Genomic DNA, 17,773 nt, shown 5'->3' with positions numbered 1-17,773 from the left:
GGTTTGACGTCCGGGTTTCACGTCGCGCCTGGCTGCAGCACGGCGCGCGCCGCCCGGGTTTCGCGCACCAGAAAATCCATGGTGGCGCGGATGCGGGCCACGTCGCGCAATTCAGCGTGCACGATCAGCCAGAACGAGCGGGTGAGGGTCACCGTCTCCGGCAGGACCCGCCGCAGCCGGGCGCCGTCGGCCATGAACCGCGGCAGCACGCAGACGCCGGCTCCCGCCTCCGTCGCCGCCAGCTGGGCGAGGATGCTGGAGCTCTGGATGCGCGGCCGCAGCCCCTTGGCGACCTCATCCAGATAATCAAGCTCCGGCGTGTAGATCAGGTCGTCGATGTAGCCAACGATGCGGCGTTCGAACAGGTCCTGCGGCGTTCGCACCGGCGGCGTGGCGTCGAGATAGGCGGGGGCGGCGTAGAGGGCGAGATCGTAATCGGCCAGTTTGCGGGCGACGATCCGGCCCTCGCGCGGCGGGTTGAGCGACACGGCGATGTCCGCCTCGCGCTTCGACAGCGAGGGAATGCGCGACATGGCCACCAGCTGGATGTCCAGTTCCGGATAGCGCTCGGCCAGGGCGCCGATGCGCGGTGCGAGAAACATCGAGCCGAAGCCGTCCGGCGCGCCGATGCGCACGGCGCCGGACAGCGTCAGGTCGGCCCCGCCGATTTCGCTCTGCGCCGCCAGCGCCTGGGTTTCGATGGCCTCCGCGTTGGCCAGCAGCCGCTCGCCCTGCGCCGTGAGCTGGTAGCCATGCGGGCGCCGCTCGAACAGCTTGGCCTTCAGCGCCGTTTCCAGCGAGGTGATGCGGCGCGACACCGTGGCGTGATCGGCGCCCAGCCGCCGCGCCGCCACCGTCAGTCGCCCGGCCCGGGCGACGGAAAGAAAATAGCGCAGGTCGTCCCAGTCAAACCTGTTCATCGGTCCCGCTCTCTTCCGTGGCTGCATATGTGAATTTTTGCACCAGTATCATTCATAAACGCATATAGCCGTGCGCAATTGTTAATGATACCCAAGGACGGTTTTCGCGTCCGGTCACGTTTTTGCTGCGAAACTGCATGCAGTTTTCACGCAGGAACGGCGGTTTCCGGGCGCCGCCAAATTGCATCGGGGCGCAAGCCGGACAACAATCCCCGGCGCGCTCTGGAGTGGAATTTCGCCGGTCTGGCTGTCGTTTCGCTCCATCATTTTGACATGACGCATTTTCTTCGCGCAAAACGCTCATTTTGGCTGGAAAATGCTCTGGACACCGGGCGCCCGCGGGCCGGGCGGCAACTGGAGAGGGTCGCATGCACACCTATGGCCATTTTATCGGCGGCAAGCACGTCGCCGGCGCCTCGGGACGTTTCGCTGACGTTTATGAGCCGATGACCGGCGAAGTGAAGGCGAAGGTCGCCCTCGCCAGCAAGGCGGAGCTGCGCGCCGCCGTGGAGAACGCCCGCCAGGCCCAGGTCGGCTGGGGCGCCACCAACCCGCAGCGCCGCGCCCGCGTGCTGATGAAGTTCCTTGAACTGGCGCAGGCCGAATACGACAGCCTCGCCGAGTTGCTCGCCCGCGAGCACGGCAAGACCATCCCGGACGCGAAGGGTGACATCCAGCGCGGCCTGGAAGTGGTGGAGTTCGCCATCGGCATCCCGCACCTGATGAAGGGCGAGTACACCGAGGGCGCGGGCCCCAACATCGACATCTATTCGATGCGCCAGCCGCTCGGCGTCGTCGCCGGCATCACGCCGTTCAACTTCCCGGCGATGATCCCGATGTGGAAGTTCGCCCCGGCCATCGCCTGCGGCAACGCCTTCATCCTGAAGCCGTCCGAGCGCGATCCGGGTGTGCCGATGCGCCTCGCCGAGCTGATGCTGGAAGCTGGCCTGCCGGCTGGCGTGCTCAATGTCGTCAATGGCGACAAGGAGTCGGTTGACGCCATCCTCCAGGACCCGGACATCAAGGCCGTCGGCTTTGTCGGTTCGTCGTCGATCGCCGAATACATCTACCAGGGCTGCGCCGCCACCGGCAAGCGCGCCCAGTGCTTCGGCGGCGCCAAGAACCACGCCATCATCATGCCGGACGCTGACCTCGACCAGACCGTCGACGCCCTGATCGGCGCCGGTTACGGCTCGGCTGGCGAGCGCTGCATGGCGATCTCGGTCGCCGTTCCGGTTGGTCAGGCCACCGCCGACCGTCTGATGGAAAAGCTGGTTCCGCGCGTCGAGGCGCTGCGCGTCGGCCCGTCCACCGACCTGACCGCCGACTACGGCCCGCTGGTGACCCGTGATGCGCTCGAGCGCGTCAAGGGCTACGTGCAGGCGGGCATTGACGAGGGCGCGAAGCTGGTCGTCGATGGCCGCGACTTCAAGCTCCAGGGCTATGAGAACGGCTTCTACATGGGCGGCTGCCTGTTCGACCACGTGACCCCGGACATGAAGATCTACAAGGAAGAGATCTTCGGCCCGGTGCTGTCGGTGGTGCGCGCGAAGGACTATGACGAGGCCCTGCGCCTGCCGTCGGAGCACGAATACGGTAATGGCGTCGCCATCTTCACCCGTGACGGCGACGCCGCCCGCGATTTCGCGGCGAAGGTCAATGTCGGCATGGTCGGCATTAACGTGCCGATCCCGGTTCCGATCGCGTATTACACCTTCGGCGGCTGGAAGCGCTCGGGCTACGGCGACCTGAACCAGCATGGCCCGGATTCGGTCCGCTTCTATACCAAGACCAAGACGGTGACCTCGCGCTGGCCGTCCGGCGTCAAGGAAGGCGCCGAGTTCGTCATCCCGACCATGGGCTGACCATTTCGCCCGGCGGACGACGCCGGGCGAGGGGCATGCGCGGGCCGGATCAGGTCTGGCCCGCGCCACAGGAACAGTGGGCCGGCCGCCAGTAACAGTTGGCGGGAACGGGAAGAGGGAACGGGGAAGCATGAGCCAGAGCACGCCATTTTTCGCCCTCTCGGAAGATCACGTCGCCATTCGCGACATGGCTCGCGCCTTCGCCAGCGAGCAGATCGCGCCGCACGCCCTGGAATGGGACGAGAAGAAGCATTTTCCGGTTGAGCAGATGCGCGCCGCCGCGGCCCTTGGCATGGGCGGCGTCTATATCCGTGAGGACGTGGGCGGATCGGGGCTGACGCGGCTGGATTCCGCGCTGATCTTCGAAGCCATGGCCACCGGCTGCCCGGCCGTCGCCGCCTTCATTTCCATCCACAACATGGCCTCGTGGATGATCGACACCTGGGGTTCGGAAAGCCAGCGCACGCAATGGCTGCCGAAGCTCACCACCATGGAGTGGATGGCCAGCTACTGCCTCACCGAAGCGGGCGCCGGCTCCGACGCCGCCGCGCTGTCTACGAAGGCCGTGCGCGATGGCGACGACTACGTGCTGAACGGCGCCAAGCAGTTCATCTCCGGCGCTGGCGACACCGACGTCTATGTGGTCATGGTCCGCACGGGCGCCGAGGGGGCGAAGGGCGTCTCCACCCTGGTGATCCCGAAGGACACGCCCGGCCTGTCGTTTGGCGCCAACGAGCGCAAGATGGGCTGGAACGCCCAGCCGACCCGCCAGGTCATCTTCGACAACGCCCGCGTGCCCGTGGCCAACCGGCTCGGCGACGAGGGGGATGGCTTCAAAATCGCCATGGCCGGCCTCGACGGCGGCCGTCTCAACATCGCCGCCTGTTCGCTCGGCGGCGCCCAGGCGGCGCTGGAGAAGTCGCTGGCCTACATGAACGAGCGCAAGGCCTTCGGTAAGCGCCTCGACGAGTTTCAGGCGCTGCAGTTCCGCATCGCCGACATGGCCATCGAGCTTGAGGCCGCCCGCAGCTTCCTGTGGCGCGCCGCCGCCGCTCTCGACCGCAAGGAGCCGGAGGCGACGAAGCTGTGCGCCATGGCCAAGCGCTTCGTCACCGACGCCTGCTTCAACGTGGCCAATGAGGCGCTGCAACTGCACGGCGGCTATGGCTATCTGCACGAGTATGGCGTCGAAAAGATCGTCCGCGACCTGCGCGTGCACCAGATTCTCGAAGGCACCAACGAGATCATGCGGGTGATCGTCGCCCGCGCCCTGGTTGGCCGCTAGCAATCCATCCATCCAAAGGCCCGGGCGCCGTCGGCGGCGCCTGGCGTCAGGGGCGCATCACGTCAAAGCGGATGTGGCGCCGCCGTCAGTTCCGGCCGCGCGCGCCGCCATATTCCTGGAGCATTCCCATGAGCACCATCGCTTTCATCGGTCTCGGCAACATGGGCGGCCCGATGGCCGCCAATCTGGTCAAGGCTGGCCACGCCGTGCGCGGCGCGGACCTTTCCGCGGCGTCGCGTGAGGCCGCCGCCGCCCAGGGCGTCAGCGTCGCTGAAAACGCCGCCGACATTGTCGCGGAGGCCGACGTCATCATCACCATGCTGCCGAATGGCAAGCTGGTGCTGGGCGTTTGGGAGCAGATCCTGCCGCTGGCGAAGCCGGGCGCCCTGTTCATCGATTCCTCCACCATCGACGTGGCCAGCGCCCGCAAGGCCCATGACATGGCCGCGGCCGCCGGCATGACCGCCCTCGACGCGCCGGTGTCCGGCGGCGTCGGCGGCGCCGCGGCCGGCACGCTCACCTTCATGGTCGGCGGCGCGAAGGACGCTTTCGACGCCGGCAGGCCGGTGCTCGACATCATGGGCGGCAAGATCGTGCACTGCGGCGACGCCGGCGCCGGCCAGGCCGCCAAGATCTGCAACAACATGATCCTTGGCGTCTCGATGATCGGCGTGTGCGAAGCCTTCGCCATGGGTGAGAAGCTGGGCCTCTCGCATCAGGCGCTGTTCGATGTGGCATCCACCTCCTCGGGCCAGTGCTGGTCGATCACGTCGTATTGCCCGGTGCCGGGCCCGGTGCCGACCTCTCCGGCCAACAACGACTACAAGCCAGGCTTCGCTGTCGACCTGATGCTGAAGGACCTGAAGCTCTCCCAGGAAGCGGCCAGCGCCAGCGGCGCGGCCACCCCGCTCGGCGCGGCGGCGGCGGCGCTCTACGAGCGGTTCGCGGCGGCGGGCTTCGGCGGCGCTGACTTCTCCGGCATCATCAACTTCCTGCGCGACGGCAAGCACTGACCCGGACCGCCGGTCGCCGGGATGAACCCCGAAAGGCCCCGTTTGACGGGGCCTTTTTTCGTGGCGCGGGGATCTGGCGTGCGTTTTTTTGCAACACGCGCGGAACAATTTTCCAGCCGGGCGGATTGCGGATTGTGTCTATATTGCTGATATAAAACAATTATCCTGCATGTCCGGGTGCATCATTCACCCGGGCTTCCGACAGCGACCGCCATGATCCCGCCATGAAGGTGGCGCCGCCATCAAGACCACGCTATGCGAGACTGGTTTGCCAGTAGCGGAATCGGATGGACATGCAGGGTTCAGGCTCTTCCAAACCAGCGGCGCGCCCTGTCCTTCAGGGCAGCGGAGCGCCGGCGGGCGCGACGTCGGCGCGGCCGGCGCACGCCCAGGCGACAGGCCGCTTCGACCCCACGGTCGACGCCGCCCAACTGCTGCGTCGCGTGGGCTTTTTCACCCTGGTTTTCCTGCTGCCCATCGGCGCCGTTGTCTCCCGGCGCGCCGCCGTCATTCTGACGCCGATCGCCGTGGCCCTGCTGGTGCTGGCCAGCCTGATTGATCGCGCCCCCCAAAAGCCCCTCATCGCAATTCGTAACGCCTTCATGACGCCAGGCGGCGTCGCGGCGCTGGTGTTGCTCGGCTGGGCGATCGTGTCCATCAGCTGGACGCCATTTCCCGAGACCGCCACCGACAAGGTGATCCAGATCGGCTGGATGACGCTGATTGGCGTCGCTGGCGTCGCCAGCCTGCCGGAGCGGGTGCGCACCGCCAACCTGCACCTCATTCCTGTCGGCGTCGCCATTGGCGCGCTGGGCGCCCTGGCGCTGGGGGCGTTTCGCGCCCAGGACGTCAACGCCGAGCTGATGGACGCCGACCCGCTGGAGCGCGGCCTTGTCGTGCTGGCGGTGATGGTCTGGCCGGCCGTGGCGTGGCTGGTGTCGCGCCGCCGCGTCCTCGGCGCCTGCGTGCTGCTCGGCGTCGTGGCGGTGGCGACCTGCGTGATGCCGGAAAACGCGGCCCTGCTCGCCGTCGCCGTCGGCGCGGCGCTGTATGTAATCACCCGCCTCACCGGTGATCGCGGCGTGCGCGTCATCGCGGTGCTGATGCCGGCGCTGCTGGCGCTGGCGCCGCTGTTTCCCCTGATCCTGCGCCCGTTCCTGAAGTTCTTTCACGGTCCGCTGTATCCCGGCGCCGTGGCTTTGCGCGCCTGGGCGGAGGAAACCGGCCGTGAGCCGCTGCGCATGATCACCGGTCATGGCCTTGACACCAGCATCCGCGCCCGCGTCGCCGGCTTCCTGTCGCCGGATGCGCCGCGCACCCTGCCGTTCGAGATCTGGTACGAGCTGGGCGTCGTCGGCGCGCTGGCGGCGGCCGTGGCCCTCGGCTACGCCATCTTCGCCTCGCGCCGCCACAACAATCCGGCCCTGACCTCCGGCATCGTCGCCTGCTTTGGCGCAGCCTTCACCATCGCCTGCTTTGGCGCCGCCAACGCCCAGTCCTGGTGGCTGGCGACCCTGGGGGCGACCATCATTACCTTCGTCGCCATTCAGCGCGGTGAATTCCGCAATCTCCGCCCGGCGGCCGGGTTGCGCAAGCCGCCGCCGGCGGCGGGCTGACGCCCGCGCCAGCTGCCGGAAAAACATCGGTCCAGAAAACGTTGGCCCCGGACGCCTGTCCGGGGCCTTTTGCTGTGCGGCCGTATCTGCCCGCGCCAGGGATGCGCCGGCGTGTGGCAGGAGGCCCTGGCGCGCTTTCCGGTCCAGATGGATGGGAAGCTGTCCTAACCTTGCCGCGGCGTCTCCAGCGCCTCCAGGAAGAGTTGCAGGGTGGCTTCGGCGAACAGCACCATATTCACCTCCCGGTCGGGCGCGCCCGTCCTGATGACCCGGGACAGGCTCACAGGCCCGGCGACGGCCATGCAGCTGTGTCCGGTCGCATCGCCATAGCTGTTGCCGGCAGGGCCCGCCGCGCCGGTTTCAGAGACGCCCCAGGTCGCGCCCAGCCGCTCGCTGACAATGCCGGCCATAATCCGCGCATAGGGCTCGGTCGCGCTGCGGATGCCCGGAGGCAACCGCTCGATGCCCATGAAGGCGCGGGCGGCCGGGCGGGCGTAGGTGACGCTCGCGCCATAAAAATAGGCCGATGCGCCTGGCACGGAGAGCAGCGCCGCCGCCACCAGGCCGCCGGAGGAGGATTCGGAAACGCCGACCGTCTCCTTGCGGGCGAACAGCCGTTCGGCGCAGGCATGGGCGAGGCGGGTGAGGGAAGGGGGAATCAGCTCGGTCATGGGCGCCAGCGTGCTGGGTTTTTCGCTGCCTGAACAGCGTCAAAACCGCGCCGCGGGAAAAGCGGTCACGGGAACGGCGACAGCCGCAAACTGGCGCGCATAAAAAAACCGGCCCTTGCGGACCGGCGTCTCCCTTTCGGGATTTCTCCTGCGCATATTTTATGGCGGGAGATGATTGGTGGAGCCAGGCGGAATCGAACCGCCGACCTCTTGAATGCCATTCAAGCGCTCTCCCAACTGAGCTATGACCCCACTTTTTCCGGCGGCCGTTGGGGCGGACGCCGTGGATGAACGCGGTATAGTCAGAGCCGGGCGGATACACAAGCGTCATATGGGGGCTGCGACGTTTTTTTCCCCGCCTGTTGATGACGCCGCCATCGCGGCCCGTCCGCCCGCTCCCCCACCCCGGCCCGGGGGGCGAAACCTGTGGCGGAAAGCACGGCGCGACCGCCAGGTCCGGCGCCATCTGCGCGGGGGGCAGCATGCGTCATGGCATAAAAAAACCGGCCCTTGCGGACCGGCGTCTCCCTTTCGGGGGGGTCTCCTGCGCCCGCTATCTGGCGGGAGGAGATTGGTGGAGCCAGGCGGAATCGAACCGCCGACCTCTTGAATGCCATTCAAGCGCTCTCCCAACTGAGCTATGACCCCACTTTTTCCGGCGGCCGTTGGGGCGGTCGCCGTGGATGGAGGCGGTATAGTCATATCGCCTCCGGAGCACAAGCGCTCAAAACGCTTTTGCTCAGATTTCCTCGTCGTCGTCGATGTCGCTGTCGATAAGTCCGGCGACGTCGTCGCTGTCTTCCTCTTCTTCAAGGAAGGCGTCGTCGTCATCGCTGTCGCCATCGACATCCACGTCGACGTCCACGTCGATCTTGCCGACCTCGTCGTTGTCGGCCTCTTCGAGGGACACGGTCGCGGGATCGGCGCTCTCATCGTCGGCGTCGTCATCCGCCGGGCGCGTGTTCTTTGCCTGCGGCTCGAACATTGAGCGCGGGAACGCCTCGCCGGTATACGGCGACACGATGGGATCCTTGTTCAGATCATAGAACTTGCGGCCCGTGGTCGGACAGACCCGCTTCGTTCCGAGTTCCGGCTTTGCCACAGCAGACTCTCTTTCGGAAATTGCGAGCGTCCCCGTTAGTAAAGGCGCCCGGTGCTGTCAATCCACGGATTGCTTCATTGATGATCCGCGTCGCCATGACCACGCATGATGACGGCGCATCACGACAACGCATCGCCAGTACGACGCGCCGTCGGGCCGGGATGTGGGCGCCCCGACGCTTCCGCGCAAGGCGGCGCTCCTGATTCCGCCTGAACAACGCGCGATCCTTATCCTGACAAGATCCGCCGCGCCGCGCATCTGGAAAAACGCATCGTGTGGTTGCTGGCGCCCATGGGCGCGCCGGCCCGGTCAACGGCCGCTGCGCAGCCGGGTCCACAATCGGGTTATGGCGCGCTGGCTGCGGTCGTCCGGCGTCGTGGTGGTGAACAGGCGGGCCATGGTCGCTGCGTCCGGATAGACGTTGGGGTCGTTCAGCAACGCCGGCGTCACCAGCGCCCGGGCGTCGCCATTGCCGCTGGCGTAGGCGGTGAAATTGCTGTTGGCCGCCGCGACGTCAGGCCGCATCATGAAGTTGATGAAGGCATGGGCTTCCGCCGGATGCGGCGCATCGGCGGCAATGGCGAAATTGTCGAACCACATCTGCGCGCCTTCCCTGGGAAGCACGTAGGCCACCTTGACGCCGTTCTTCGCTTCCTGCGCGCGGCGCCGCGCCTGGAGGATATCGCCGGAGTAGCCAAACGCCATGCAGATGTCGCCGTTGGCCAGGGCGGCGATATATTCGGAGGAGTGCAGCTTGCGGATATCGCCGCGCACCTTGCCGAGCGCGTCCGCCGCCGCCTGCAGGTCGGCCGGCGCTTTTGAATCCGGGTCGCGTCCGATGTAACGCAGCGCCGCGGGCAGCACGTCCTCGGCCGCGTCCAGAATCATGATCCCGCAGGATTTCAGCTTGCCGGCCAGCTCCGGTTTCATCAGCAGGTCGAGGCTGTCCAGCTGCACGTCCGGCCCCAGCGCCTGGCGCGCCTTCGCCACGTTCACGCCAAGGCCGGTCGTGCCCCACATGTAGTTGACCGCGTGGCGGTTGCCGGGATCATAGATGGCCAGTCGCGCGGCGATTTCTGGCCAGGCGTGTTTGAGATTGGGCAGGGCCGCCTTGTCCAGCTCCTTCAGCACGCCGGCGCGGATCAGCCGCTGTACGGTCGGGCCGGTGGGAACCACCACGTCATAGCCGGATTTGCCCGCGAGCAGTTTGCTCTCGATGATCTCGTTATTGTCGTAGGTGTCATAGACGACGCGAATCCCCGTCTCTTCCGTGAACTTCTTCAGCATCGCCGGATCGATGTAGTCCGACCAGTTGTAGATGTTGACGACGCGCCCATCGGCCCGCGCCGGCCCCGAAGTCCCGGCGACGGCGAGGGTCAGCGCGCCCATGGCGGCGGCGAAAAGCTTGCGGCGGCTCAAGGACGCAAAACGGGGCGGGCGCAGGCGGAGCATGGCGAATCCCTGGGTGCGTGGCGATCGTTGGCGCATGGTTGGCGCGCGGCGGATCTGGCGGCGGCTCGGACGCGGGACATTCTCACCGATGCGCGGCGCCGTACAGTCCCCTGATGCGCCGCCCGCGCCTGTTCCGGCTCCGGGGAGCGTCGTTCACAGCCGTCCCCCCAGCCGCGCCAGCAGCAGGCCGGTGACGGCCGCGCCGCAGGCCAGCAGCCCCAGTTGCGCGGCGAGCCCTTCGGCGGTCAGCGCCAGCGCCGCGAGGCCGGCGAGCGCCACGTTGGCGACGGTGATGGTCCCCGCGACGCGGGCCGCGCTCCAGCCCCGGTCCGCCGCCTGCTGGTAGACGTGCTGGCGATGCGCCTCCCACACCCGTTCGCCGCGCGCCAGGCGTCGGCACAGGGTGATGGTGGCGTCGGCGCAAGAGTACATGGGCAGCAGCAGCGCCGCGACCAGCGCCCCGCCGGAAGCCAGCAGAAACAGCAGCCAGGCGACGATCAGGCCAATGGCCAGCGAGCCGACGTCGCCGAGAAACAGCCGCGCCGGCGGCCTGTTGAACGGCGCGAAACCCAGCATGCCGCCGGCCAGGGCGGCCGCCACCACGGCCAGCAGCGTCGCATGGTCGCCGCCCGCGCCGCCAAATGCGCCGAACAGGGCCAGGGCCAGCAGCAGCGGCGTGACGCCGGCGACGGTCAGCCAGTCCAGCCCGTCCATGAAATTGGTGAGATTGACGAACCACAGGCCCGCGAAGACCTCGAAGGCGCGCTCCAGCGCCAGCGGCAGGGCAGGCGCCAGGCGGGCGTCGTCGCCAACAGCCCACAGCGCCAGCAGGATGGTCAGGGCCTGGCCCGCCAGACGTGGCACCACGGGCAGCGGCCGGATGTCGTCAATCGCCCCGATCAGGCCGATCAGAGCCGCCGCCAGCGCCAGCCAGCCGGCGCTGTCCCGGGATGCTGGCGGCAGCCACGCCATCGCGGCCGCCAGGCCCAGGGCGACAAAGCAGCCGCCCAATACGGCGATGCCGCCGCCCTGGGGCGTGGGCGTCCGGTGGCTGGAGCGGGCGTTGGGACGGGCCAGGGCATACCGTTGCAGGAGCGGGCGCAGCGCGATCACCAGGACGCCGGCGGCGATGGCGGCGGCGAAAAGAACGACCAGAAGGGGAAGCAAGCCGGTTCTCCAGGAAGAAGGCGCGATGCGCTACAGCCTATAGCCGCAACCCGGGGTTTTGAGAAAGCGCGGGCGCCCGGGTGATGCGCGCGGCGCGTTGGGTGATGCGCGTGGCGCGCCACGAAACCGCCTGCAAAAGGTCCACGTCCGGCGCGGCAGGCGCCCGTTTGGCGCCCAGGATGATGTGGAAAGTTTGCCTGTCAGACGAATCCCCGCGGCCTTCTGGCGGTCATGCGCAACGCCTGCGAAGGTATCGCGCGCTCCGCTACGGGGCGACGCTTCCGCCTGGGGTCAGGATGGGCCGTGTGGGCGGGCCATACGGGCGCGTGAGGCGGGAGAACTGAGGAGGCCGTGACGATGGTGAGGCGGCAACCCCGGCGGGCGCTTCGCGCGCGAACCGGCGCCCGGGCGGACCAGGCGACGGTCCGGTCACGGGCGGGGCGCGGCTCACCGGCGCGCCTGGCCGCCGCCCGGGGCGTGTTTCAGTCAGTCGAAGGTAACCGTGAGGCCCTCGCGGGCCACGAACGAGCCGGGCAGGGCCAGGGCCAGTTCCCGCTCGATGTTGCGGTGAACCTCATCGTCCCTGTCGGGGTGCAGGTGGAACATCGCCATGGCCCTGGCGCCGCCTTCGCGGCACAGGCGCACGCCCTCGCGCCAGGTGGAGTGGCCCCAGCCGATGCAGCGGCAATATTCTTCTTCCAGAAACATCGAATCGTAGATCACCAGGTCCGCGCCGGCGACAAAGGCTTTCAGTTCGGGCGGGGGGCCGCTGGCGTCGTGCTCGATGTCGCTGATGTAGCAGACGGCGCGGCCATTGTGATCGAAACGGTATCCCGTGGCGCCGGAAGGGTGGTTGAGCAGGCAGGTGCGGATCTGGCGGCCGGCGATCTGCAGGGTCTCGCCAGCATGGAAGCCGTGGTGCTCAAAGGTGGCCGGCAACTGTTCGAGGCTGATGGGAAACAGCGGCGGCCGGTACATCTCGCCCAGGGCGGCGGCGGCGCTCGCCCCGTCAAGGTTGCCGCACCAGGTGTGAATGACGCTGTCGGCCCGCAACGCCGGCTTGAAAAACGGCAGGCCGGAAATGTGGTCGTGATGCAGATGGCTGAGGAGCAGGTGGACATCGGCGGGAAAGCTGCCGTCGCACCCGACGTCGCGGCACAGCGCCTGGCCCAGTTCGATGAGGCCGGCGCCGGCGTCGACAATGAAACGCTGCCCGTCGACGGAAACCTCGACGCACGGCGTATTACCGCCGAAATAAGCGAAGCGCGGACCGCAGACGGGATGTGACCCGCGCACGCCCCAGAAGCGCACGGACAGGCCCTTGTCCGCAGTGGTGTTTGTCACAGCAGCCATCATGTCAATTTATTGACGCGGGGCGCGGGTCAATGTGTGCTGGCGCACGCGGCGCTCCAGACCGTTCATGCCGGATTTTCTCCATTCTCCACCCCGGTTGGGGCGCCCGAGCGCGTGAGGCCGCCGCGGGCAAACCATACCATTCGCATGTTTTCCGCCAGCTCCGCATCGCGCATGGTGATGAACAGGCTGCGTCCGTCAAGCCACATACGCAGACGGTTCAACAGCGCGGCGGCTTGTGAGGGTGAAAGATTCTCGGTTACCCCCGCCGCCACCAGCATGTCGGGCCGGCGCGCGAGGCATCGGGCGAGGTCGAGCTGGTTCTCGCGTCCGGCCATGGCGCGCATGTCGTTGGCGCTGATGCGGGCGGAAAGGCCCAGGCTGACCACCAAGTCGTCCAGCCCGGTCTGCCGGAGGGTGGCGGCGATGACGCCCTGGACCTTTTCCTCGGCCCCGGCGATGTTGTGGGCGACGCGGCCGAACAGCAGATTGTCGGCGAGGCTCGCCGCCCGGCAGATCTCATCCGGGCGGTAGAAGGCCACGGCGGCTTCAAGGCCACGCGGCAACAGCTCGCGGAACACGGCGCGGGCCTGAACGATGCGCTGCTTCAGGCTGTCGTCCAGCAGACCAAGGCGGTGCCGGGATTCCACATACCGGAAGGCGAGGTTGACCAGCAGGTCACGGTCCCGCGCCGCGACCGCGCCGCGCGGCCGCAGGTCGCCCGCGTGCCGGTCGCGCAATTCTTCGTAGGCGCCGCGCTCACCGTAGTGGAAGAACGAAAATTGCCGGAAAAGCGGGTGCCCCTCGGGCACGCCCTCGAACATCTCCAGCATGCTGCGGGCGATGGCGAGGCCCATGTTCTCCAGTGGCCGGCCCAGGTTCTCGGCGGCCAGAACCGCCCGCACGAACGGATGGGCGGCAAGGTTGGCCTCGCCGAACGTATCGCCGACGGGCAGGCCAAACATCAGGTTTTCCGCCACCGTGGCGTGCATGTTGTAGGCGGCGGGATCGAACGGATCGACAAGGGCCGCCGCGCCGGCGCGCTCCAGTTCCTCCCGCACGGCGCGCCGCGCCGCGATCACGCGGGCGGCGGTTTGCGGGTCGTCGCCATTTTCCACCGTGGCGGCGAGGCCAAGCGCGTAGACCGCGTCGTCAAGGCCGGCGACACGGACGGCTTCTTCAATCGTCGCGCGGTCAGGACCGTGCACGAAGCCCCCGCCCGCGCTCCATTCCGCGCAGCCATATTGCAGGTTCTCAAGCACGGTCCCGGCCAGGATGATCGGCGCGCCGCCGGCGTAGGCGATGAATTTTGGCCGGGTCGGGCCGGCGATGCTTTGCAGCGGGCGCTCGCCGATGCGGATGGAGCCGGCGGTGGCGTCATAGGCGCCGCCAAGCAGGCCGGCGAACACCTCCGCCCCGGAGCCGGAATCGCCAATCAGCGCCACATGGGCGGGAAGCGGGATGTCGAGCGACACCCCCGATACGCGCAGGCCGCTCACCGGATCGAACGCCGCCACCCCTTCGGCGCTCAGCGGCGCGGCGAGCACGTCGCTGGTAAGAGGCTGGGTCTCGCGCGGCCGTCGCGCGGCGAGGGCGCCATTGGCGCGGGCGATCTCGCCGAGCACGGCGCGCGCCCGGTCCCGCTCCCGCCGCCAGGCGACCAGGGCGTTGACCGGCCGTTGCAGCAACACGGACGCGAACACCAGGGAAACCATGCCGCCAAGGGTCAGGTCGCCCTGCATCACCCACCAGCATCCCCAGGTGATCATCAGCAGCGGGCCGCATTCGCGCAGGAAGGCGCGGGCGGCGGAGGCGAGGGAGACCTTGCGGGCCAGGGGCCGCCACAGGGCGTCGAGGCGCGTGAGCAGGCTGCGGAAGTAACCTTCCTCGACATCGAAGGCGCCGTGCAACTGGATGGCGACGGCGCGGCTGGCGGCGGCGCGCGTCGCCCGGGTCATCGTCCGCTCGCGCCGCCGGGCCTCCTCGGCCAGCAGGGCCTCGGAGCGGGCGACCCACAAAATGACAATGACGTTGGCGATGGTCAGGCCAAGCAGCATGGCGCCGGAATGGACGCCCACATGCACGCCGAACGCCAGCACGATGGCGAGCTGGCTCAGGGCCATGACAGGCACGATGACCGCGTCGCCAAAAAACCAGGCGATCGCCGACAGCCCGCCGCCAGAGAGCCGGGCGGCCTCATCGGCGTCGTCCTGGGTCATGCCGCGGGAGCCGGCGATGCGCCGGAACAGTCGCAGCCGCAGCAGGCTGGCGAGGCGCCGGGCGATGACGCTGCGCAACGCCGCCACCAGCGAGATCAGCAGGCTGCGGATTGCCAGCAGGCCGAGAACGGCGACGCAGCCGGCGATGAAATAGGCGTTGCGCTCCAGCGCCAGCCCCTGGAACAGGCGAAGCTCGCTCTGGAACATCCGTTCCGGCAGCGGGATCGACAGCGGCAGGAAGCTGGCGATGCTGCGGTCCCGGAACGCCACGCCCAGCACCGCGTCGTCCACGAGAATCCGCGGCAATTCAAGCAGCAGCCAGTTCACCGGGGCCATGGCCAGCAGCGCCAGCAGGGCGGCCACATGCAACAGACGGCTGTTCTGCCAGACAAAACGGATGGGATTGCGTTCCATCGACCGTCAAACTCCCGGGACACGGGGTCCCACACGCCACGGCTTCCGGAACGAACATTCCGGGCAGGGGCCGTTGGCCTCTTGCGCCCTGCGGGCGACAGCGATCTTTTGTGAAGCGGGGATACGCCGCACGGGAAAATGCGTCAGAAAACTGCATCCGTCATCTGTTTCAGCTTGATCGAATTTTGCCCTGACGCCAACCCTGCGCTTATATCGGCGATCTCCGCAATGGCCCAGCGCCCGTCTGTCGTGGCGGCGCGCGATCCAGGTCCGGTGACCTGCGGCGAACTGACAATCGGGCGCCCGGAGAGGACGCGGGAGGAACTGGAGCATGGACGCGCAGACGCAGGCGGATGACGCCGGCCTGGGGGATTTTGACTACATCATCGTCGGCGCCGGTTCGGCGGGCTGCGTGCTCGCCAACCGGTTATCCGCCGATCCGCGCAATCGCGTCCTGGTGCTGGAGGCGGGCGGACGCGACAACTGGATCTGGTTCCATATTCCTGTCGGCTACCTGTTCGCCATCGGCAATCCGCGCTCGGACTGGATGTTCCGCACCGAGCCGCAGCCGGGGCTGAACGGCCGCGCTCTCAACTATCCGCGCGGCAAGGTGATCGGCGGCTCCTCAGCCATCAACGCCATGATCTACATGCGCGGCCAGGCGGCGGATTACGACGGCTGGCGCCAGCGCGGCCTCACTGGCTGGGGCTGGGAGGACGTGCTGCCCCATTTCCTGCGCATGCAGGACCACATGGCTCCCTCCAATGACCTGCAGCGCGCCGGCGGCGAGTGGCGGGTGGAATATCCCCGCGTGCGCTGGCAGGTGCTCGACGCTTTTCGTGATGCGGCGGAGCAGGTGGGCATTCCCAAGGTCGACGATTTCAACCGCGGCGACAATGAGGGCTCGTCCTATTTCCAGGTCAACCAGAAGCGCGGCCGGCGCTGGAGCGCGGCGCGCGGCTTCCTGAAGCCCGCCCTGGCGCGTCCCAACCTGCGCCTGGAAACCGGCGTGATGGTCGAACGCGTCGTCATCGAAAACGGCCGCGCCGTTGGCGTGCGGTGGCGGCGCGACGGCCGCAGTTTCTTCTCCTCCACGCGCGGCGAGGTGATCCTGTCCGCCGGCGCCATCGGTTCGCCGCAGCTGCTGGAGCTGTCGGGCGTCGGCCAGGCGGCGCGGCTGGCGGACCTAGGCGTTCCCGTCGTCCGTGACCTGCCGGGCGTCGGCGAGAATTTGCAGGATCACCTGCAACTGCGCCCCACCTACAGGGTGTCAGGCGTGCGCACCCTCAACGCCGATTATCGCAACTGGCTGCGCAAGGCGGAGATGGCGCTGAAATACGCCGTGCTGCGCTCCGGCCCGCTGACCATGGCCCCGTCGCAGCTGGGCATTTTCACCCGCTCCTCGCCGGAGCACGCCACCGCCAACATCCAGTTCCACGTGCAGCCCCTGTCGCTGGATTCGTTTGGCCAGCCGCTGCACGCCTTCCCGGCCATCACCGCCAGCGTCGCCAATCTGCGCCCGGCCAGCGCCGGCTCCGTGCATATCCGTTCGGCCAGCGCCGCCGATGCGCCGGCGATCGACCCGCGCTACCTCAGCGATCCGGCGGACGTGCGCGTCGCCATCGATTCCATCCGCCTGACCCGCCGCATTGTCCAGGCCCCGGCCATGGCCCGTTTCCAGCCGGAGGAATACATGCCCGGCGCCGGCCTGATGAGCGACGAGGAACTGGCCCGCGCCGCCGGCGACGTGGGGACGACGATTTTCCACCCGGTGGGCACGGCGAAAATGGGGGCGGATCACGATCCGATGGCGGTGCTCGACGGTCAGCTGCGGGTGCGCGGCGTCGATGGCCTGCGCGTCATCGACGCCTCCGCCATGCCGGCGATCACCTCCGGCAACACCAATTCGCCAACGATGATGATCGCCGAGAAGGGCGCGGCGATGATCCTGGACGCCGGAGGCAAATGAAACCGGGCGGAGACGTGGGCGAAGAAGCCGCCGGCCGTCGGCGGCTTCCGCGAATTCATGGTTCGTTCTCCATATTGCCCCAATGTCATGGCAATGCCGGCTGCATTGACGAACCTGACGTGCCGGAACCACAGCGATGGACCGTTTATCCGACGCCGACCTGATCCTGCCGCCGGACGGCCGCCAGTCGCCGGGGGCCCTGGCGATCCAGCGCGGCGTGCGGCGGCATTTCGCCAGCCTTGGCGCCGTCACCCTGTGCGAACTGACCCTGGCCTCCTGGCGGCGCGCCGACGTGATGGCGCTGCTGCCGGACGGACGGTTGACCATCGTCGAGGTCAAATCCTCGCTGGCGGATTTTCGCGCCGACGGCAAATGGCATGAGTATCGCGACTGGTGCGACAGCTTTTCCTTCGCCGTCGCGCCGGACTTCCCGCTGGAAGTGCTGCCGGAGGACGCCGGCCTGATTGTCGCTGATGCTTTTGGCGCCGAGATGCTGCGCGCCGCGCCGGCCCATCCGCTGGCCCCGGCCCGACGCAAGGCGGTCACCCTGCGCTTCGCCCGCGCCGCGGCCGGCCGGCTGCATCGCCTGGCCGATCCGGACGGCGCCGCCGGCCTGCGCGACTGAACCCGGGCGGAAGCCGGAAACGCCTGGCCCCTATGACAGCGGCGCGGCCTGCCCCGGCAGATGCGCCGGCAGCGGCGAAATCCTGAACGGCCGGCCGGTTCA

At 68.1% G+C, this 17,773-nt stretch carries 13 protein-coding genes and 2 tRNA genes; 6 read left to right on the top strand and 9 right to left on the bottom strand.

Going from position 1 to position 17,773, the window contains the following annotated elements; all coding sequences use genetic code 11:
• Nucleotides 1-17: 17 nt before the first annotated feature.
• The gene (locus EV666_RS12935; protein WP_132008595.1) at nucleotides 18-920 is read right to left on the bottom strand and encodes a LysR family transcriptional regulator; all 903 of its coding nucleotides are present in this window, start codon (nucleotides 918-920) and stop codon (nucleotides 18-20) included.
• Between the two features lie 368 nt (nucleotides 921-1,288).
• Between EV666_RS12935 and EV666_RS12930 the strand changes: the two genes are divergently transcribed.
• The 4 genes from EV666_RS12930 (at nucleotide 1,289) to EV666_RS12915 (ending at nucleotide 6,699) form a co-directional block, all read left to right on the top strand.
• Nucleotides 1,289-2,785, top strand: a complete 1,497-nt coding sequence (locus EV666_RS12930) for a CoA-acylating methylmalonate-semialdehyde dehydrogenase (RefSeq protein ID WP_132008592.1) — start codon at nucleotides 1,289-1,291, stop codon at nucleotides 2,783-2,785.
• Nucleotides 2,786-2,915: 130 nt separating this feature from the next.
• Nucleotides 2,916-4,070, top strand: coding sequence for an isobutyryl-CoA dehydrogenase (locus tag EV666_RS12925; RefSeq protein ID WP_132008589.1), 1,155 nt, complete (start codon nucleotides 2,916-2,918; stop codon nucleotides 4,068-4,070).
• A gap of 71 nt (nucleotides 4,071-4,141) precedes the next feature.
• Nucleotides 4,142-5,083 (top strand): 3-hydroxyisobutyrate dehydrogenase, encoded by a 942-nt coding sequence (mmsB, locus tag EV666_RS12920; RefSeq protein WP_280990840.1) that lies wholly within the window; start codon nucleotides 4,142-4,144, stop codon nucleotides 5,081-5,083.
• 293 nt (nucleotides 5,084-5,376) lie between these two features.
• Nucleotides 5,377-6,699, top strand: a complete 1,323-nt coding sequence (locus EV666_RS12915; RefSeq protein ID WP_132008583.1) for a peptide ABC transporter permease — start codon at nucleotides 5,377-5,379, stop codon at nucleotides 6,697-6,699.
• Nucleotides 6,700-6,863: 164 nt separating this feature from the next.
• On the opposite strand, the gene EV666_RS12910 is transcribed toward EV666_RS12915, so the two are convergent.
• The 8 genes from EV666_RS12910 to EV666_RS12875 all read right to left on the bottom strand — a co-directional run bounded on the left by EV666_RS12910 (nucleotide 6,864) and on the right by EV666_RS12875 (nucleotide 15,077).
• Entirely contained in the window at nucleotides 6,864-7,370 is a 507-nt protein-coding gene (locus tag EV666_RS12910; RefSeq protein ID WP_132008580.1) for a CinA family protein, read from the bottom strand.
• A 176-nt stretch (nucleotides 7,371-7,546) separates the two neighbouring features.
• Nucleotides 7,547-7,622 (bottom strand) — tRNA-Ala (locus EV666_RS12905).
• Between the two features lie 320 nt (nucleotides 7,623-7,942).
• Nucleotides 7,943-8,018, bottom strand: a tRNA-Ala gene (locus tag EV666_RS12900).
• Between the two features lie 91 nt (nucleotides 8,019-8,109).
• A complete protein-coding gene (locus EV666_RS12895; protein WP_132008577.1) occupies nucleotides 8,110-8,472 on the bottom strand; it encodes a TIGR02300 family protein in 363 nt (120 codons plus the stop codon).
• Between the two features lie 309 nt (nucleotides 8,473-8,781).
• The gene (locus tag EV666_RS12890) at nucleotides 8,782-9,924 is read right to left on the bottom strand and encodes a polyamine ABC transporter substrate-binding protein (protein ID WP_376884996.1); all 1,143 of its coding nucleotides are present in this window, start codon (nucleotides 9,922-9,924) and stop codon (nucleotides 8,782-8,784) included.
• 153 nt (nucleotides 9,925-10,077) lie between these two features.
• A complete protein-coding gene (locus tag EV666_RS12885; protein WP_132008574.1) occupies nucleotides 10,078-11,091 on the bottom strand; it encodes an MraY family glycosyltransferase in 1,014 nt (337 codons plus the stop codon).
• Nucleotides 11,092-11,577: 486 nt separating this feature from the next.
• Nucleotides 11,578-12,435, bottom strand: a complete 858-nt coding sequence (locus tag EV666_RS12880; RefSeq protein ID WP_245514405.1) for an MBL fold metallo-hydrolase — start codon at nucleotides 12,433-12,435, stop codon at nucleotides 11,578-11,580.
• 74 nt (nucleotides 12,436-12,509) lie between these two features.
• On the bottom strand, nucleotides 12,510-15,077 hold the full coding sequence (locus EV666_RS12875; RefSeq protein WP_132008571.1) for an ABC transporter ATP-binding protein/permease: 2,568 nt from the start codon (nucleotides 15,075-15,077) through the stop codon (nucleotides 12,510-12,512).
• Nucleotides 15,078-15,408: 331 nt separating this feature from the next.
• Here EV666_RS12875 and EV666_RS12870 point away from each other — a divergent pair, with 331 nt between their 5' ends.
• Together EV666_RS12870 and EV666_RS12865 are read left to right on the top strand one after the other, a co-directional pair.
• Nucleotides 15,409-17,046 (top strand): GMC family oxidoreductase, encoded by a 1,638-nt coding sequence (locus EV666_RS12870; protein ID WP_132008568.1) that lies wholly within the window; start codon nucleotides 15,409-15,411, stop codon nucleotides 17,044-17,046.
• A 136-nt stretch (nucleotides 17,047-17,182) separates the two neighbouring features.
• Nucleotides 17,183-17,671, top strand: coding sequence for an MmcB family DNA repair protein (locus EV666_RS12865; protein WP_132008565.1), 489 nt, complete (start codon nucleotides 17,183-17,185; stop codon nucleotides 17,669-17,671).
• Nucleotides 17,672-17,773: the final 102 nt, after the last annotated feature.

Origin of the sequence: Camelimonas lactis, from assembly GCF_004342915.1 — a bacterium.
Lineage (GTDB): Bacteria > Pseudomonadota > Alphaproteobacteria > Rhizobiales > Beijerinckiaceae > Camelimonas > Camelimonas lactis.
This window is presented reverse-complemented; position numbering and strand designations above follow the sequence as displayed.

Excerpts from the sequence above, each read along its gene's own strand:
- EV666_RS12925 (WP_132008589.1), top strand. The coding sequence starts at position 2,916 with ATGAGCCAGAGCACGCCATTTTTCGCCCTCTCGGAAGATCACGTCGCC.
- EV666_RS12890 (WP_376884996.1), bottom strand. The coding sequence starts at position 9,924 with ATGCTCCGCCTGCGCCCGCCCCGTTTTGCGTCCTTGAGCCGCCGCAAG.
- EV666_RS12915 (WP_132008583.1), top strand. The coding sequence starts at position 5,377 with ATGCAGGGTTCAGGCTCTTCCAAACCAGCGGCGCGCCCTGTCCTTCAG.
- EV666_RS12870 (WP_132008568.1), top strand. The coding sequence starts at position 15,409 with ATGGACGCGCAGACGCAGGCGGATGACGCCGGCCTGGGGGATTTTGAC.
- mmsB (WP_280990840.1), top strand. The coding sequence starts at position 4,142 with ATGTGGCGCCGCCGTCAGTTCCGGCCGCGCGCGCCGCCATATTCCTGG.
- EV666_RS12875 (WP_132008571.1), bottom strand. The coding sequence starts at position 15,077 with ATGGAACGCAATCCCATCCGTTTTGTCTGGCAGAACAGCCGTCTGTTG.
- EV666_RS12930 (WP_132008592.1), top strand. The coding sequence starts at position 1,289 with ATGCACACCTATGGCCATTTTATCGGCGGCAAGCACGTCGCCGGCGCC.
- EV666_RS12935 (WP_132008595.1), bottom strand. The coding sequence starts at position 920 with ATGAACAGGTTTGACTGGGACGACCTGCGCTATTTTCTTTCCGTCGCC.
- EV666_RS12910 (WP_132008580.1), bottom strand. The coding sequence starts at position 7,370 with ATGACCGAGCTGATTCCCCCTTCCCTCACCCGCCTCGCCCATGCCTGC.
- EV666_RS12865 (WP_132008565.1), top strand. The coding sequence starts at position 17,183 with ATGGACCGTTTATCCGACGCCGACCTGATCCTGCCGCCGGACGGCCGC.